This is a genomic window from Synechococcus sp. CCAP 1479/10 (assembly GCF_019038515.1).
In the GTDB taxonomy this organism is placed as follows: domain Bacteria; phylum Cyanobacteriota; class Cyanobacteriia; order PCC-6307; family Cyanobiaceae; genus Cyanobium.
Map to the genome: position 1 here is coordinate 156,465 of NZ_JAFKRJ010000006.1, position 16,816 is coordinate 173,280.

General features: G+C 67.3%; 13 protein-coding genes. 9 read left to right on the top strand and 4 right to left on the bottom strand.

The annotated features are described in order from the left end of the window. Positions 1-74 precede the first annotated feature (74 nt). From KUG39_RS02215 to KUG39_RS02225, 3 genes are read left to right on the top strand one after another with little or no spacing between them, the layout of a single operon-like run. The gene (locus KUG39_RS02215; RefSeq protein ID WP_353617311.1) at positions 75-875 is read left to right on the top strand and encodes a peptidylprolyl isomerase; all 801 of its coding nucleotides are present in this window, start codon (positions 75-77) and stop codon (positions 873-875) included. Next, positions 872-3,814, top strand: a complete 2,943-nt coding sequence (locus tag KUG39_RS02220) for an ABC transporter transmembrane domain-containing protein (protein WP_216912441.1) — start codon at positions 872-874, stop codon at positions 3,812-3,814. The genes KUG39_RS02215 and KUG39_RS02220 overlap by 4 nt, the downstream gene beginning before the upstream one ends. Next, entirely contained in the window at positions 3,814-4,983 is a 1,170-nt protein-coding gene (locus tag KUG39_RS02225) for an HlyD family secretion protein (protein ID WP_094585664.1), read from the top strand. The genes KUG39_RS02220 and KUG39_RS02225 overlap by 1 nt, the downstream gene beginning before the upstream one ends. On the opposite strand, the gene KUG39_RS02230 is transcribed toward KUG39_RS02225, so the two are convergent. Together KUG39_RS02230 and KUG39_RS02235 are read right to left on the bottom strand one after the other, a co-directional pair. Next, positions 4,949-5,848 carry a class I SAM-dependent methyltransferase gene (locus tag KUG39_RS02230; protein WP_216912443.1) on the bottom strand — a complete coding sequence of 300 codons (900 nt, stop codon included), beginning with the start codon at positions 5,846-5,848 and terminating at the stop codon, positions 4,949-4,951. The genes KUG39_RS02225 and KUG39_RS02230 overlap by 35 nt on opposite strands. Continuing rightward, on the bottom strand, positions 5,799-6,485 hold the full coding sequence (locus KUG39_RS02235; protein WP_216912445.1) for a TVP38/TMEM64 family protein: 687 nt from the start codon (positions 6,483-6,485) through the stop codon (positions 5,799-5,801). The genes KUG39_RS02230 and KUG39_RS02235 overlap by 50 nt, the downstream gene beginning before the upstream one ends. A 51-nt stretch (positions 6,486-6,536) precedes the next feature. Here KUG39_RS02235 and KUG39_RS02240 point away from each other — a divergent pair, with 51 nt between their 5' ends. From KUG39_RS02240 to KUG39_RS02265, 6 genes are all read left to right on the top strand, one after another. Next, a complete protein-coding gene (locus KUG39_RS02240) occupies positions 6,537-8,087 on the top strand; it encodes a jacalin-like lectin (protein ID WP_216912448.1) in 1,551 nt (516 codons plus the stop codon). Between the two features lie 27 nt (positions 8,088-8,114). Further along, positions 8,115-8,972: an NAD(P)-dependent oxidoreductase gene (locus KUG39_RS02245; protein ID WP_216912449.1), complete on the top strand. Its 858-nt coding sequence runs from the start codon at positions 8,115-8,117 to the stop codon at positions 8,970-8,972. A 377-nt stretch (positions 8,973-9,349) separates the two neighbouring features. Beyond that, positions 9,350-10,870, top strand: coding sequence for an ApeA N-terminal domain 1-containing protein (locus KUG39_RS02250; RefSeq protein WP_216912451.1), 1,521 nt, complete (start codon positions 9,350-9,352; stop codon positions 10,868-10,870). 877 nt (positions 10,871-11,747) lie between these two features. Next, complete coding sequence (locus KUG39_RS02255) at positions 11,748-12,074, top strand: DUF6508 domain-containing protein (protein ID WP_353617316.1); 327 nt, start codon at positions 11,748-11,750, stop codon at positions 12,072-12,074. A 113-nt stretch (positions 12,075-12,187) separates the two neighbouring features. Continuing rightward, on the top strand, positions 12,188-12,472 hold the full coding sequence (locus KUG39_RS02260; protein ID WP_216918192.1) for a hypothetical protein: 285 nt from the start codon (positions 12,188-12,190) through the stop codon (positions 12,470-12,472). 34 nt (positions 12,473-12,506) lie between these two features. Further along, the gene (locus KUG39_RS02265) at positions 12,507-12,851 is read left to right on the top strand and encodes a cupin domain-containing protein (RefSeq protein ID WP_286192856.1); all 345 of its coding nucleotides are present in this window, start codon (positions 12,507-12,509) and stop codon (positions 12,849-12,851) included. A 30-nt stretch (positions 12,852-12,881) separates the two neighbouring features. Here the strand turns inward: KUG39_RS02265 and KUG39_RS02270 are convergent, their stop codons facing one another. Both KUG39_RS02270 and KUG39_RS02275 read right to left on the bottom strand, forming a co-directional pair. Further along, positions 12,882-15,701: a valine--tRNA ligase gene (locus KUG39_RS02270; RefSeq protein WP_216912467.1), complete on the bottom strand. Its 2,820-nt coding sequence runs from the start codon at positions 15,699-15,701 to the stop codon at positions 12,882-12,884. A 47-nt stretch (positions 15,702-15,748) separates the two neighbouring features. Continuing rightward, positions 15,749-16,786, bottom strand: coding sequence for a sensor domain-containing diguanylate cyclase (locus KUG39_RS02275; RefSeq protein WP_216912470.1), 1,038 nt, complete (start codon positions 16,784-16,786; stop codon positions 15,749-15,751). Positions 16,787-16,816 lie beyond the last annotated feature (30 nt).

The window sequence follows — 16,816 nt, forward strand, 5'->3', positions numbered from 1 at the left end:
TACGGCTGATCCTGCCGCCGATACATCGGGAATCGCCGGTTCAGCCCCAGAATGCCCGGGTGTTAGCCGATCCCGTGGCCGTCGCCCTTTCCTTGGATCACGACATCAGCCTCGATCCGCCCGCGCGTCCCTCCGGGCCACCGGTGGTGGTGCAGGTGGAGCCGCTGCCGGAGATCCCCGGGGAGCTGCGGCGCCACCTGGCCCGCCATCAGCTGCTGATTCCCCTGCTGCGCCAGTCGGTGATCGCCACGGCCGTGGCCGCGGTGACCCTGGCGGAGGAGGAGCGCCAGAAGGCCCAGCAGGAGTGGGGGGCCAGCCACGGCCTCCGCTCCGCCGACGACCTCCGGGCCCACCTGCAGCGCCATGAGCTGTCGGAGGCCGACGTGCTCTGGCAGGCCGAGCTGCCGGCCAGGATCGATCGTCACTGCCAGGAGCATTTCCTGCACCGGGCCGAGCAGCGTTACCTGGCCCGCAAGAACCAGCTGGACCAGGTGATCTACAGCCTGCTGCGGGTGGAGGACGGGGCCCTGGCCCGGGAGCTCTACCTGCGCATCGCCGAGGGGGAAGCCGATTTCGCCGAGCTGGCGGCCACCTACGCCAAGGGGCCCGAGCGCTCCACCCGGGGGGTGGTGGGTCCGGTCCCGCTGCTGCAGGCCCATCCCTCCCTGGCCGAACTCCTGCGCACCAGCCGCCCGGGCCAGCTGCACCCGCCCCTGCGCATCGATCGCTGGTGGCTGGTGGTGCGGCTGGAAACGCTCCGATCCGCCAGCTTCGACGACGCCATGCAGAAACGGATGGCCCGGGAGCTGTTCGAGGAATGGGTGGACCAGGAAGTGGCCCTGCGGCTGCGTCCGGGCCAGGGGCAGGGACGATGACTTCCACCGTCCCGGGGCGCACCGACTGGCTCACCCTGCCGCCCTTCGACGGCCTTTCCGCCGCCGGCCATGAGCGCCTGCTGGCGGAGGCCCGGCCCTGCCGCTTCCGTGTCGGCGAGGACCTCAGCAGCGCCGGCAACATCGGCGACCGGGTGCTGGTGCTCCTTGAGGGGGATGCACGCCTGCTGGCGGAACGGGACGGTCGGCCCTTCACCATCGAGCGCCTCGGACCCGGCGCCGTCGTGGGGCTGGCCTCGCTGCTGCGGGCCGAGGGGATCGAACCGGTGAGCGCCGCCTCCGACCTGCTGGCGACAGCGATCCCCGACGCGGTGATGCTCGAGCTGCTGCTGGCCGAGGACGGCCTGCGCCAGTGGTGTGGCCGCCACCTGTGGACGGCGGAGCTGCACCAGCTGCTGCTGCAGCGGGAGGGGGCCGCCGCAGGCCGCTTCGATCCGGCCCTGTGGCGGGAGAAGCTCGAACGCCTGCGCCATCGGGCACGGGCGGTGTCGCCAGACGATGGGGCCGTCACCCTGCTGGACGGCGAGGAACTGCTGCTGGCCAGCGCCAACGTTCCCGACCTGGCGATCGGCTCGGTGCTCAACCCCACGGAGCCCCTGCCCCAGGCCCGCCCGCCGCTGCCGCTGCGCCTGGTGGCCCTCGCCCCCGCCCCCGCAGAGGACCCGGCGCCGAAACCGATCGGCGCCGAAGCCGGCGGCCCGGGCGAACCGATCGAGGCCGAAGCCGGCGGGCTGGCCCAGCCCAGCAGCCTCGATCTGGGCCAGGAGCGGGCCGACCGCCACCTCACCCTGGTGCGGGGCAACGGTCCGCTGGAGGAGACCCTGGCCTGCTTCCAGATGCTCGGCAAGCTGCTGGAGCTGCCCTACCGCCGCGACGCGGTGGACAAGATCCTGCGCGACAAGATGCGCCGCGGCCAGCCGCCGGATCTGCAGCTCTGCGGCCAGATCGCCGCCATGCTCGGCCTGCTGGTCACCGGTGCCAAGGTGCCGGCGGCCTCCGCCACCCGGCTGATCACCCCCTGCCTGGTGCCGTGGAAGGAGGGCTTCGCCATCGCCACCGCCAGCAACGCCGCCGGCCTGCGGCTGGCCTCGCCGGCGGAGGGCTGGGTTCACCTCAGCCCCGCCCAGATCGCCGAGCAGTACCCGGAGGGGCTGGAGCTGCTGCTGCTGGAGCGCAGCATCGACACCCCGGAGCAGACCTTCGGTCCGGGCTGGTTCTGGCCGGCCCTGAAGCGCTACCGGGGCATGTTGCTCCAGGTGCTGCTGGCCTCCTTCGTGGTCCAGCTGTTCAGCCTGGCCAACCCCCTGCTGATCCAGGTGATCATCGACAAGGTGATCTCCCAGCGCAGTCTCGACACGCTGCAGATCCTGGGCATGGCCCTGGTGGTGGTCACCCTGATGGAGGGGGTGATCGGTTCGCTGCGCACCTTCCTGTTCACCGACACCACCAACCGCATCGACCTGCGCCTCGGCGCCGAGGTGATCGACCACCTGCTGCGGCTGCCGCTCGGCTACTTCGACAAGCGCCCCGTCGGCGAGCTGGGCACCCGGATCGCCGAGCTGGAGAAGATCCGCAACTTCCTCACGGGCCAGGCCCTGATCACCCTGCTGGATGCCGCCTTCTCGGTGATCTACATCATCGTGATGGCGGTCTACAGCTGGCTGCTGACCCTGATCGCCCTGGCGGTGCTGCCCATCCAGGTGGGGCTCACCCTGCTGGGGGCACCCCTGTTCCGGCGCCAGTACCGCCAGGCGGCCGAGGAGAACGCCCGCACCCAGAGCCACCTGGTGGAGGTGCTCACCGGCATCCAGACGGTGAAGGCCCAGAACGTGGAGATGGTCAGCCGCTGGAAATGGCAGGAGATGTACGCCAAATACATCTCCCGCACCTTCGAGAAGACGATCACCGGCACCTTCCTCAACGAGACCAGCTCGGTGCTCCAGAAGCTCTCCCAGCTGCTGGTGCTCTGGGTGGGGGCCACCCTGGTGCTCAAGGGGGAACTCACCCTGGGCCAGCTGATCGCCTTCCGGATCATCAGCGGCTACGTCACCCAGCCCCTGCTGCGGCTCTCCTCGATCTGGCAGAACATCCAGGAGCTGCGCGTCTCGTTCGAGCGGCTGGCCGACGTGGTCGACACCCCGGAGGAATCGAGCGAAGCCGACCGCGGCCACATCCCCCTGCCACCGGTGAAGGGCGACGTGGTGTTCGAGAACCTCGACTTCCGCTTCAACCCCGGCGGGCCGGAGGTGCTCAGCAACGTCAGCCTGCATGTGCCCCCCGGCACCTTCACCGGGGTCGTGGGCCAGAGCGGCAGCGGCAAGAGCACGCTGATGAAACTGCTCCCCCGCCTCTATGCCCCCACCAAGGGCCGCATCCTCGTGGACGGCTACGACATCGACAAGGTGGAGCTCTACTCCCTGCGCCGCCAGGTGGGCATCGTGCCCCAGGACCCCCTGCTGTTCTCCGGCACCATCAGCGAGAACATCGCCCTCACCAACCCGGAGGCCCCCAGCGACGCCATCGTGCAGGCCGCCCGCATCGCCGGCGCCCACGACTTCATCATGGAGCTCTCCGCCGGCTACAGCACCCCCCTGGGGGAACGGGGCGCCTCCCTCTCCGGCGGCCAGCGCCAGCGCATCGCCATCGCCCGCACCCTTTTGAGCCAGCCCCAGCTGCTGGTGATGGACGAGGCAACCAGCGCCCTCGACTACGACACCGAACGCCAGGTGTGCGACAACCTGCGCGAAGCGATGAGCCAGAGCACCGTGTTCTTCATCACCCACCGCCTCTCCACCATCCGCCGCGCCGACCTGATCGTGATGATGCACCAGGGCGCCATCGTCGAGACCGGCACCCATGACGAACTGATGGCCCTGAAGGGCCGCTATTTCGCGCTGTATCGCCAGCAGGAGGCGGGCTGATGGCACGTCCTCCCCTGCCCACTCCGGCCGGCCTGCTGCGGCGGGCCCAGAACGGCCTCGAGCGCAGCATCCACACCGACAGCGACGATGTGGTGCTGCAGCAGTCCCGCTTCTGGGCCCGCTCGATCACCTGGACCCTGATGGGGGTCACCCTGTTCGGCCTCGGCTGGCTGGCCTTCGCCCAGACCGAGGAGATCGTCACCGCCCCGGGCAAGCTCGAACCCATCGGCGCCGTGAAGGACATCCAGATGCCGGTCGGCGGCGTGGTGGACGAGGTGTTGGTGAAGGAGGGCGAGCGGGTGGAGAAGGGCCAGGTGCTGCTGCGCCTCGACACCGAGGCCACCCGCGACCGCCAGCGCAGCCTGCTGCAGACGATCCGGTACAAGCAGCAGCAGCTGCGGCTCAAGCAGGTGGAGCTCGACCGCTACCTGCAGTTCAACGACACCGAGCAGCGGGTGCTGCGCCAGAGCCTGACCCTGGAGAAGGACGTGCTCGGGCGGCTCGAGACCCTCAACAAGGAGGGCGCCACCGCCGAACTCCAGTACCTCTCCCAGCGCAACAAGGTGCAGGAGGTGCAGGGCAAGCTGGAGGAAACCCAGGTCGACCGGCTGCGCCAGCAGGCGATCCTGCAGCAGGGCGTCCGCGAGATCCAGAGCGAACTGGCCGATCTGCGCAGCAAGCTGACCGAGCTCAACGTCAACATCCGGTACCAGGAGATCCGGGCCCCCGAGTCGGGGGTGGTGTTCGAGCTCAAGTCCCGCTCCCGCGGCTTCGTCGCCCAGACCAGCGAACCGGTGATGAAGGTGGTGCCCTTCGACAAGCTGGAGGCGCGGGTGGAGGTGCCCAGCCGGGAGATCGGTTTCGTTTCGGTGGGCAAGGCCGCCGACATCAGCATCGACTCCTTCCCCGCCACCGATTTCGGCGTGCTGCAGGGCACGGTGAGGCGCATCGGCTCCGATGCCCTGCCCCCGGATCAGATCGACAACTTCTACCGCTTTCCGGTGGACATCCGGCTCAACTCCCAGCAGCTGAAGCTCAAGAGCGGCAAGGTGCTGCCGCTGCAGGTGGGCATGTCCCTCACCGCCAACGTCAAGCTGCGCAAGGTCACCTACCTGCAGCTGCTGCTCAGCGACTTCAAGGACAAGGCTGACGCTCTGCGGCAGATCTGAGCCGCTCCATGGCGATGGTGTGGTCGGGGATGATGCGGGTGCGCAGCCCCACCAGGGGCTCCAGCCAGGGCAGCAGCAGCCCGTCGAGGCCCCGGTTCACCAGAGCGCCGGCCACCCGGAAGGCCCGCCGCCAGCGGGCCGAAGGGGCGATCAGATGCAGGGCCCGTGCATGCACGGGGCCGTCGATGCAGACCAGCCAGGACGGATCCATCCCCGCCTGCTCCATGGCCACCTCGAAGCTGCGGCGGCTGTGGAAGCTGATGTGCTGGCCGTTGCCGAAGGCGTAGTACCACCAGTCCGGCCCGGGGATCTCGCCCTCCCGGCGCATCAGGGTGGAGAAGACGAACAGGGGCGTGGCCCCCACCTCCTGGCGCAGGAAGTCGGGGGTGCAGGGCACATGCTCGATCACCTCGAAGGCGGTCTTGCAGCCGATCGGCCCATCGCCGGGCGGGCCGCAGAAAGGACGGATGAGTTCCATGGCCGCATAGGCGTCGGTGCCGTGGAAATCGAAACCGTGGTCGCGCAGCAGCCGCGGCAACATGCCCAGGCCCGTGCCCAGGTCGCAGCCCGGCTCGCTGGCGCCGAAGCGGCCCAGCCGGCCGATCACCAGCAGCAGCCGCAGCAGCCGCGAGGCATGCAGGTTGCGGTCGACGTAGCCGGTGTCGCCGTAGAAGGACTCCTCGTAGGCCACGTCCAGCCAGGTGGGATCGGCCAGGAACAGGAAGTCGCAGCTGGTGCAGTGGGCGAGCTCAGCCGCCACATGGGCCTTGCTGACCCGCACCTGTCGCACCGGGGTGAGGTGCTGGCCGCCGCAGTTAGGGCAGGCGCCGACGCTGGGGTGGGGGGGAGTCTCGGCCGTCACCATCGCTGGCCTGCATCGCAACGTGGGAGGCTACCCCGCGTTCCTCCAGGGCCAGACGCACCTGGCGGCCCACCAGCAGCACCACCGCCAGGGTGGCCGCCACCCCCAGCAGCCGCAGGGCCCAGGTGACGCCATCGGCCGGACCGGCCAGCAGGGCCGAAAAGCGCCGCGGATCCCCGGCCGCCGCCCCCAGGGCGCAGAACAGCACGGTGCCGGGAAGGATGCCGATCAGGCCGATCGAATAGTCGCGCAGGCTCACCTCGCTGAGGCCGTAGGCCAGGTTGAGCAGGCTGAAGGGGAAGGCCGGCGACAGGCGGGTGAGCAGCACCAGCACCAGGCCCTGGCGGCACACCGCCTGCTCCACCGCCTGCAGCCGCGGCGCACCGGCCAGGCGGCGGCGGGCCCAGCCCCGCCAGCGGCCGCGCCCCAGCAGGAACACCGCCTGGGCCCCCAGGCAGGCCCCGGCGAACACCAGCACGCTGCCCGCCACCGGGCCATAGAGCACCCCGGCCAGCATCGAGGCCCAGACCCCCGGCAGCAGCAGGGTGACCCACAGGGCATAGAGGGGCACGAAGGCCAGCGCCCCCAGCGGCGAACGCAGCCAGCTCAGCAGGTGATCCGACAGCCAGAGCGGGTCCATGGGGCCACCGTATCGAGCCTGCCTAGGGTTGGGTTCTCTGCCCGTGTCGCCATGGCTGACCCGTCGGAGCTGGCGCTGCAGGTCGCCCGGGGGGCCCTGTTCCGGGGGCGCCACAGCGTCGCCGACCCCGGCGAACCCCTCGAGGCGGCCGTGGGTGGCACGGTGCTGGCGGCGGGCGGCGGCAGCACGGTGGGCTGGCAGCTCTGCCGCAGCAGCGAGGAGCTGGTGCATTCGCTGCACAACGGCACCTCCCTGGGGGTCGGCCTGGGTCCCCTGAGCCTGCTGCAGGCCAAGCGGTCGTTCCGCGACACCCTGAAGACCACCGCCTTCAGCCTCTCGCTGGTGGTGTGGGCGCGGCAGGTGAGCGCCGCGGTGGAGGTGGGCCAGACCCGGCTGCTGGAGGGGGTGGCGGTGCCGGCCGGCGCCGCCGAGCTCGAGGCCTTCGTTGGCCTGCACGGGGATGGCTTCGTGGCGGCGGCGGAGGTGGGCGGGGAGTGCCATGGGGTGTTCACCTTCTACGCCCAGTCGCGGGAGCAGGCCCGCTTGGTGGAGCGGCAGATCGGCGCTGCAGTGGGCCTGGGCGGCCTGACCCTTAACCCCGCCCTGGTGGAGACCGTGACGACGGTCGCCCGCAGCGCCGCGGTGAACGTCGGCTTCCGGATGCAGGTGAGCGGCACCAGGGCCCAGCCGCCGGCGGACGCCGCCTCCCTGATCCCCTTCGCCCACGACTTCGCCCGGTTGCCGCTGGATCAGCCGGCGCTGATCAGGGTGCGGACGCGGGGCTACGAGACAGTGCCGGCCATCGGCGCCGCCTTCGAGCCAGTGGCCGCCAACCGGCGGCTGTTCAGCGGCGGAGACGCGGGCGACAGCCTGCTGGAGCGTCGCGAGCAGGTGGTGGGACTGATCCGCCAGATGGACTGGGTGGCGGAAACGTACCGCCTCTACGGCGTAGCGCCGGACCCGACCCTGGCCGTCCGGCGCGCCGCCGCCGCCGCCGATCGCCGGGCCATCGACGCCTGCCGGGCCGCCTACTGGGACGCCGCCGCCACCCCCCTGGAGGCCCCGGCGCTGCCGTCCCTGGCGGCGGGCAGCCCGGAACTGAACGTGACCCTGGCCGAGGAGCTGCCCATGGGGGGCAACGGAGGCGCCCCCTTCGCCTTCCCCGGGCGGGCCGACGCGATCCGCCGGCGCCAGCGGCTGGTGGAGGTGGGGCTGCGCACCGGCTCCCGGGTGGACCAGATCCGGCTGGGCTATGCCGGCAAGGGCGATCCCCTCGGGCCGGAGGTCCATGGCGGCGGCGGCGGCGGCGACCGGGGCGTCCTGCAGCTGCCGGAGGGCGTCACGATCCGCCGCATCGAGGGCCTCAGCGGCAGCCGCGTCGACAGGCTGTTCCTCAGCAGCAGCGACGGCCAGCGCATCGGCGGCGGCGGCGATGCCGGCGACCGCCCGGTGGACTGGACGGTGCCCGAGGACTGTGTGGTGCTGGGCTTCAGCGGCCGCAGCGGCCGCGAACTCGATGGCCTGCGGGCCGTGGTGGCCCGCTTCGGGCCCCTGATCTGGCAGCCACTGGAGGCGGGCGGGGAGGAGCCAGAGCCCCGGTAGGTTGGCGGCCGCCGCAGGGCCGCACCGATGGAGATCAGCCTGCTGGGCACCGGCCTGCTAGGGGCGGCGATCGGCGAGCGGCTGCTGCAGGGCGGCCAGCCGCTGACGGTGTGGAACCGCCACCGGGAGCGCTGCGCGCCGATGCAGGCCCTGGGTGCGCGGGTCGCGGCCACCCCGGCCGAGGCGGTGGCCGGAGCGGAGGTGGTGATCACGGTGCTGAGCGACGGCCCCACCACGCGGACCGTGCTGCTGGAGCAGGCCGGCGCGGCCCTGGCAGGCCGGCTGGTGCTGCAGGTGGCCACGATCGCGCCGGAGGAAAGCCGGGAGCTGGCCGCCGCGCTGGCGGAGCGGGGCGCGGAGCTGCTGGAGGTGCCGGTACTGGGCAGCCGGCCGGAGGCCCTGGCCGGCAACCTGCAGCTGATGGTGGGCGGTGAGGCGGCGGCCCTGGAGCGGGCCCGGCCGGTGCTGGCGGCGCTGGGCGGTGAACCCCGCCTGCTGGGCCCGGTGGGGGCGGCGCTCACCACCAAGCTGGCCCTCAACCAGCTGATCGCCAGCCTCACCCACAGCTTCAGCCTCAGCCTGCACCTGGTGCAGCGGGCCGGGGTGGACGTGGAGGCCTTCATGGCGATCCTGCGCGCCAGCGCCCTGTACGCCCCCACCTTCGACAAGAAGCTGGCCAAGGAACTGGCCGACGATTACGCCAACCCCAACTTCCCCACCGCCCACCTGCGCAAGGACCTGCTGCTGTTTCTACAAACGGCACAAGCGCTGAGGCTGGAGACGGAGGGACTTGATGGGCTGGCAACGCTGCTGGAGCGGGCGACGGCTGCAGGGCTGGATGAGCTGGATTACAGCGCACTGCACCGGCTGACGGCGGGGATGTAGAGGGTCCATGCACGATGATTCGGTGTTCCAGCGGCACCCGAACTGGACGCATGGTTCAGAATGAACAAGTGGTTCACGGGTCCGAGAACCACTTGTTCATGGTTGACAACTCGATGTGAAACACGATGCCATGCCGTGATGATCAACCGAGATCCGCCTGTAGGCTCATGGTGGTTCGCGGAAAGGCGGTGAGGCTCGGCCGTGGTTCTCGGAAACCATCCAATAAGCGATATGCGGACGTTGATCCAGTTCAAACATGGCGATATCGTGAGTTTGATCCAAAGTCCTTGTGACCTAAAGCTCGGGTCTATTAAGACTGTGTATAACTAACATTAGACTCTATAGTTCCTAGCCCTGAAGAGAGGCAAACACCTGTCATGCCCTTTGATAGCATGGATCAAGATCAACAAAAACATGAAGGTCTAGCCAAGGCAGGCATCTTTGCTTTGGCAAATGGATCCACAGTTAAAGGCGAACTAAGCTTGAAGGGAGCATCCTCGGCACTTGCTCTTTACTCAGATGAGTTTTTTGACCCTCATGACAGCGAAGATATTACCGGCAGGCTTTTTGATGGAACTCATGTATCACTAATAAATTGCGTCACCATGTCAGGCGCTGGGTCTACTGACACGGGAAAGATGATCTATCATACTGCAAGCATCTTCCCTCACTATGTGGCGATCGGAGATAGATTTATTTCCTCATCCGGGCGGCCGGTACATTCAGTATGCTTTATGATTGATGATGCGCCAGCTGTTTTCTACGACTTTAATGCGTTCGGGATGGCTTTGCACAACACGAAGGATCTCATGGCGCGGATTGTCGACACGAAGGACCTGAATAGAGAGATCCCAATTGGCGACCATCCGAATATCTTTTATTATACTGGCAATGATGAGATCATCTCCGTAAATACTGTTATTGGCCGTGTCTCTGTTGCGCATCGCATTTCATATGCTTTCCCCGGTCCTGAGGGAATTCATGTCAATAACCGAATAGAGATCAGCATCGAGCCTCCGTCGGCACTCTCCTTTGCTGAAGCAATGACTAACTTGTACGATCTTCTATCCTTCTTGAGCATTGTCGCGGGCAGACCTCAAAACATACTCAACATTAAGATCCTGCCTGTGCCGGTAGCAGGAAGAAGCCATCCACTCGACCTATACTGGAGCATGCCACCATGTCGCAAGAATGATGTCGCTGAACGAAAGCCGCATCAACTAGATATTCTTTTGAGTGCGATAAGAGAGCCAGAAGAGTTTAAGGCTGTACTGAAGGCATGGATAGAGCGTCATACGACTTGGCGCAGTGCAAGGGCGCGCTTTGACACTTCTTTCTCATATCAGAATCGATATGAAGTTAATCGGCTTGTTGGTGCGGCTAACATGTTTGACATACTGCCTTCGTCAGCATTTCAACAAGCAAAGGCGCTCACTCCAGAGCTTGAAGAAGCGAGGAGCACAGCCCGTAGGCAATTTCGCTTGCTGCCCCAAAGCCCTGAGCGAGACAGCATCCTCAGTGCACTTGGGAGAATTGGGAAACCATCGCTAAAACACAAGATAAGAGAGAGAGCTGAACTGATTACCAGCAGTGTAGGCCAACGTTTTCCAGAGCTTGTTCTTGTTGTAGACCATGCTGTCAACTGTAGAAACTATTATGTCCATGGTACCTCTTCTGGAGTAGACTACGATGCCAATGGATATCTAGTTAATTTCTTCGTGGATACGCTGGAGTTTGTTTTTGCAGCCTCTGATCTTGTCGAGTCAGGCTGGTCCATTCAGGAGTGGGCTGATCGCGGATCTGTCATGTCTCATCCTTTTGGAAGGTATCGAGTTGCCTATCAGCAGAATCTAGACATCCTAAAACAGGTTCTTTCTCAATCGAATGAGGAGTCCTGAATTTATCGTCTTATCCTGCTATCTTGCTGAAGACTGCCATGTACGAATTGCGTCTACTTGGGCCGCGAGCCCACAAAGCATGAACGGCGCGTAACATCAAGATTCAGCGGACGGGACATAAGATGCTGGATGAGCGAAGAAACGTTCCTGCCCGCCGCTGATCTTGAGCGTTAAGCCCATACCCCTCCCTTATGCACATCGCATGCGCTGACATTGGCTCCGTTGCTCAAGGCAATTTTGCGTGGGCCGCTTCCGACGGCGCCACCGGGACTCTGCCATCCGAGCTTGCCGAATACGTTGCACGTCGGCTTAACGCCAGGGAGTCAGTTGCTCTCGGCTTCGAGTGTCCGCTCTTCGTTCCTATTCCCGAATGCGAAGGCGACCTCGGAAAGGGAAGGCCGGGCGAAGGCTCGCGTCCATGGAGCGCCGGGGCGGGAGCGGGGGCACTGGCTACGGGGGTGGCTCAGGTCGCCTGGGTATTGGCGCGGACACGGTCACTCATCAAAGGACATGTCAGTGGGCATCTGAACTGGGATGATTTCATCAAAGCCGCGCCTGGCAGTCTTCTTGTGTGGGAGGCTTTCGTAACCGGTGCAGCCAAGGGGGCCGATCACAGGGAAGACGCCCGTCTGGCTGTTGAAGCATTCAGGGACTCGCTGCGCTTTCCTGCAAGAGTTTCTGCCATTCACGTGCAAGGCCCAGTGCAGTCGTTGGCAGGTGCTGCACTTCTCCGCTCGAACTGGTCATCGAACCTGGCCCTCCTGAACCAGGAGTGCATCGTTCTTCGTGTAGGCGAGAGCTAGTCTGACACCATCAAGGACCCCTAGACAGGCTGAACGCAGTGGCAAAAGAAAAGCGTCCGGACTGGCTTCAGCTCGTGGCTTGGATTGATCGACTCGAAGATGCTAGATCGCTCGATAGCGATTCAACGGCTCGATTCCGTACCATCCATGAGTTCATGGAAACGCTTTACGCTACTCAAGTTGTCTATTCATTTGACTGGCCAAAATGGCAAGAAGTTGCGGAGCACCTGTACGAAGACCCTGCGGCCCTGAGAGCAGCCACTCTTTCGGATCTTCGCAAGCTGCTGACCGTGCATGCCCGCAAAGACCGCTTCTGCGACGGACACTTTGAGGCCGTTTTCGATTCGGGGCACCTGGTTGCTGTTCTGCGTGAAGTGGCAACACGATTTAGAGCGCCGTGAGGTAAAGCCAGACAGCAAAGCAAGCTCACAAGCATGCTGGACCGACATAGCCTGTCAACACTCACGCGATGGATGATGGAACGCCTTCATCCACGCCACCTTCATCCAGCCAGATGCTCAGCCTCAGGGGAAAGGTCCGCGTTAAATCGCAAGGACGTTCAGGCGATGTCGTCATCACCCTCCCTGATGGGGATGTGCGCTTCTGGTGGGAATTCGGCGGTGGCGACTGCATTGCCATCGTCCAGGTTCCGGATGCGCAGCAGTGGGCGAAAAAGGCCACGCTCCATCCCTATCCACGGCATGAGTTTCTCGAGGCCCTAGCAGCGGAGGTATCGGCTCAGCAATGCCCCGGTGCCACCTACTCCATCTCCGAGACCTTCATCGCGTTCTACCGATGAAGGGCACGGAAGTCCGGCCACGGATCCCGAAGCGATGACCCGCTACCTCCCCACCGAAGAGCAGCGCTGGACCTCCATCGATGTGCGGGGGATCCCGATGCAGGCCTGCCGCCTGTGGGAAGGGGACCACAACGTGGAATCGGGACTCTACCGGCTGCCCACGGGCCTCACGATTCCCTCCCATCACCACCCCTGCTGGTGCCAGGTGTTCGTGGTGCAGGGAACGATGGACGTGCAGGCCGAGGGCGAGGAGCCGCACACGATCACCGCGGGCGGCTTCTACTTCGTGGAGCCGGGCGACACCCACCGCGAAACCGCCCTCGAAGACAGCCTGCTGCTGGTGATCTGCGAGGAGGACCGGCCGGCGTTTCGCCGCTGAGGCGGCGGCGGCCCGATCCGCCCGGAACCCTCAGCCCAGGTCCGCCAGCCGCTGCCGCGCCAGCGCCGCCTGGGCCTCGGCCTCCGCCAGGTTGGCCTTGCACTCGGCCACCACCTCCGGCGGCGCCTTGCCGGCGAAGTTGGGGTTGGCGAGGCGGCCGGCCAGGCCGCTGATCTCCTTGGTGGCCTTGGCGATGTCCTTCTCCAGGCGGGCGCGCAGGGCATCGAGGTCGACCAGGCCCTCCAGGGGCAGCAGCACCTGCAGCTCGCCGCTCACCGCAGCCAGGGCCCGGGTCGCCGGCCGGGCCGCGGCCGTCGCCGGATCCAGCACGGTCACGCTCTCCGCCCGGGTGAGGGTGGTGATGTCGTCGCTGCCCTCCCGCAGGACTGCTGCCAGCTGCTCGCGGCCGGTGATGAACAGCACCGGCGCCCCCTGGTTGGGCTTCAGGCCCGCCACGGCCCGCAGGTTGCGCACCACCCGGATCGCCTCGATCAGCTCGGCGAACGACGCCTCCAGTACTTCATCGAGGGCGGCCGCCTCGGCCACCGGCCAGCTCTGCAGGGCCAGGAAGGTGCCCTCGGGGGCGCCGGTGAGCCCGTGCCAGAGCTCCTCGCTCAGGTGCGGCATCAGCGGGTGCAGCAGCACCAGCAGCTCCGCCAGCACCTTGGCCAGCACCTGTCGGGCCACCCGCTGGTCGGCCAGCACCTCGGCAGCGAGGGGCTCCCCTTCGGCGGCGGGGCGCGGGTTGAGGCGCCGCTTGAGCAGCTCGATCGTCCAGTCGCAGACCTCGTTCCAGGCGAACTCGTAGAGCCCCTTGGCGGCTTCCCCCAGGCCGTAGCTGGCGTAGCGCTCGGCCGTCTCGCGCTTCACACGCTCCAGCCGCGACAGGATCCAGCGGTCGGCGAGCTGCAGGTGCGCCGGGTCCGGGGCCCCCAGGCTGGCGGGCGTCTCACCGCCCAGGTTCATCAGGGCGAAGCGGGTGGCGTTCCAGAGCTTGTTGGCGAAGTTGCGCGCCGCCTCCACCGTGGCGGAGCTGCCGTCGTTGCGGTCGTAGTCGAGGCGGATGTCCTGGCCGGCGCCGGCCACCTCGCGCACCAGGGCGAAGCGCAGGGCATCGGCGCCGTAGCGCTCGATCAGCGGCAGCGGATCGATGCCGTTGCCGGCGCTCTTGCTCATCTTGCGGTTGTTCTCGTCCCGCACCAGGCCGTGGATCATCACGTCGGCGAAGGGCATCCAGGCCTTGCCGGCGCCGAGGGGCTGCATGGCGCCCGCCAGCATCGTCATGCGGGCCACCCAGAAGAAGATGATGTCGAAGCCCGTCACCAGCACGCTGGTGGGGTACCAACGGGCCAGATCGGCGGCCTCGCCCTCGGGCCAGCCCAGGGTGGAGAAGGGCCACAGGCCGCTGGAGAACCAGGTGTCGAGCACGTCCGGGTCCTGCTCCAGCTGCAGCTCCCGGCCGGCGGCACGGGACGCCGCGCCGAACTGCGCCTCCGCCTTGGCGGCGGCCTCCGCGGCATCGCGGGCCACCACATACGGCGTGGCCTCGGTGATCACGCCGCCGGTCTCGCTGACCACGAACCAGGCGGGGATGCGGTGGCCCCACCAGAGCTGGCGGCTGATGCACCAGTCGCGGATGTCGGTGAGCCAGTCGCGGTAGACCTTCTCCCAGCGCTCGGGCACGAAGCGGGGTGCGCCGCCGTCGAGGGCCTCGCGGCAGCGGGCCGCCAGCGGTTCGGCACGTGCGAACCACTGGGTGGAGAGCAGCGGCTCCACCGGCACCTTGCCGCGATCCGAAAAGGGCACGCTGTGGCGGTGGGGCTCCACCTTCACCAGGAAGCCCTCCGCCTCCATCGCCGCCACCACCGCCTTGCGGGCCTCGAAGCGATCCAGGCCGGCGAAGCGGCCGGCCGCCGCGTTCATGCTGCCGTCCTTGGCCATCACCGTGATCAGGGGCAGGCCGTGGCGGCTGCCGATGGCGAAGTCGTTGGGGTCGTGGGCGGGGGTCACCTTGACGCAGCCCGTGCCAAAGGCCGGATCCACGTGCTCATCCGCCACGATCGGGATCTCCCGTCCCACCAGGGGCAGGGTGATCATCTGGCCCACCAGGGCGGCGTAGCGCGGGTCGGTGGGGTGCACCGCCACACCGGTGTCGCCCAGCAGGGTCTCGGGGCGGGTGGTGGCCACCACCAGGTGGTCAGTGCCATCGGCGGCCGGGCCGCCGCTGAGGGGATAGCGGAAGTGCCAGAGGTGGCCGTCCAGCTCCTTCATCTCCACCTCCAGATCGCTCACCGCCGATCCCGAGGCCGGGCACCAGTTCACCAGGTATTCGCCGCGGTAGATCAGCCCCTGCTCGTGCAGGCGCACGAACGCCTCCACCACCGCCGCGCTCAGGCCCGGATCGAGGGTGAAGCGCTCCCGGCGCCAGTCCACCGAGTAGCCCAGCCGGCGCAGCTGGCCCACGATCGTGCCGCCGCTCTCCCCCTTCCAGGCCCAGGCGCGCTCCAGGAAGGCGTCGCGGCCCAGGTCGTCCTTGCTGCCGCCCTCGGCCTTGATCTGCTTCTCCAGGATCGTCTGCACGGCGATCGAGGCGTGGTCGGTGCCGGGCAGGCACAGCACGTTCTTCCCCTGCAGCCGCTGGAAGCGCACGATCGTGTCGATCAGGGCCGTCTCGAAGCCGTGGCCCATGTGCAGGCTGCCGGTCACGTTCGGCGGCGGGATCACCACCGAGAAGGGTTCCCCGGGCGCCGTGGGGTCGGGGTGGAACGCGCCGGCCTCCTCCCAGGCCGCCTGCCAGCGCGCCTCGGTGGCGGCCGGGTCGTAGGTCTTGGGCAGGGAAGACTCGGTCACGGGCTGGGCACAGGCAGTGCGCCCATGGTCTCAAAGCGGGCTGGCACTCAGCGCCCTGGCTCCGGCTCCAGCTCCACCCGGTTGCGCCCCAGCTCCTTGGCCCGATACAGCACCTGATCGAGCCGATGGAACCAGGCTTCGGCGGACTCCCAGGGCCGTCGCTGCACCACCCCGGAGCTGATCGTCACCCGTCCCACGACCGCGAAGGGCTCCGCCTCCACCCGTTGCCGCAGCCGCTCCGCCATCTGACGGGCCTCCTCGGCACGGCTGTTGGGCATCAGCACCAGGAACTCCTCGCCGCCCCAGCGGCCGACGCCGTCGCAGCTCCGCAGCTGGGCTTCCACCCGTCGCCCCAGCTCCACTAGCACCTGGTCGCCGGCCAGGTGGCCGAAGCGGTCGTTGACGTCCTTGAAGTGATCGATGTCGAAGAGCACCAGGGACAGGTCAGCGCCGTAGCGATCGGCACGATCGATCTCCCGGCGCACCCGCTCATCCAGTTCCCGCCGGTTCCAGAGCCCGGTGAGGCCATCGGTGGTGGCCAGCAACACCAGCTTCCGGTTGGCGGCCAGCAAGGCCTGGTTGGCCGCCTCGGCCTCTGCCCGGGCCTGCTGCAGTTCGAGCGCCGTGCGCTTGCGCTCCGTGATGTCACGGCTGACCCCCAGCAGCTCCAGGAAGGCCCCCTGCTCGTCCAGCACCGGCAGGGCGATCACGTCCATCCAGACGGTGGAGCCGTCGCGGCAGTAGTACTCCAGCTCGCCGCGGAAGGACTGGGGCGCTCGGCCGGCCTGCAGGTCCTCGACCAGCTGGGTGAAGTAACCCAGGGAGATCGCCAAGGAGTCGGGGGGATGGATCTGCTCGATCGGCTGGACCATCGCCTCCTCCGGCGTCAGGCCCCGGAGGCTCTCCACCGCCTGACTGACCGAGGTGATCGAGCCATCGGGCGCCATGGTCCAGATCACATCCCTGGCGTTCTCGGCCAGCAGCCGATGGCGCTCCTCGATCAGGCGCCGTTGCCGCTCGGCGGCCCCGATCCGCCCCTCAGCAGGGCTGTCCAGATGGGGCCGTGGCGCTCCGATGTCCGGCAACGGGACGGATCAGAGGATCTCTGCATCATC

Bases quoted from the DNA above. Each gene is read 5' to 3' on its own strand.
- KUG39_RS02220 (WP_216912441.1), top strand. From the start codon at position 872: ATGACTTCCACCGTCCCGGGGCGCACCGACTGGCTCACCCTGCCGCCC.
- KUG39_RS02225 (WP_094585664.1), top strand. From the start codon at position 3,814: ATGGCACGTCCTCCCCTGCCCACTCCGGCCGGCCTGCTGCGGCGGGCC.
- KUG39_RS02230 (WP_216912443.1), bottom strand. From the start codon at position 5,848: ATGGTGACGGCCGAGACTCCCCCCCACCCCAGCGTCGGCGCCTGCCCT.
- KUG39_RS02235 (WP_216912445.1), bottom strand. From the start codon at position 6,485: ATGGACCCGCTCTGGCTGTCGGATCACCTGCTGAGCTGGCTGCGTTCG.
- KUG39_RS02240 (WP_216912448.1), top strand. From the start codon at position 6,537: ATGGCTGACCCGTCGGAGCTGGCGCTGCAGGTCGCCCGGGGGGCCCTG.
- KUG39_RS02245 (WP_216912449.1), top strand. From the start codon at position 8,115: ATGGAGATCAGCCTGCTGGGCACCGGCCTGCTAGGGGCGGCGATCGGC.
- KUG39_RS02250 (WP_216912451.1), top strand. From the start codon at position 9,350: ATGCCCTTTGATAGCATGGATCAAGATCAACAAAAACATGAAGGTCTA.
- KUG39_RS02260 (WP_216918192.1), top strand. From the start codon at position 12,188: ATGCTCAGCCTCAGGGGAAAGGTCCGCGTTAAATCGCAAGGACGTTCA.
- KUG39_RS02265 (WP_286192856.1), top strand. From the start codon at position 12,507: ATGACCCGCTACCTCCCCACCGAAGAGCAGCGCTGGACCTCCATCGAT.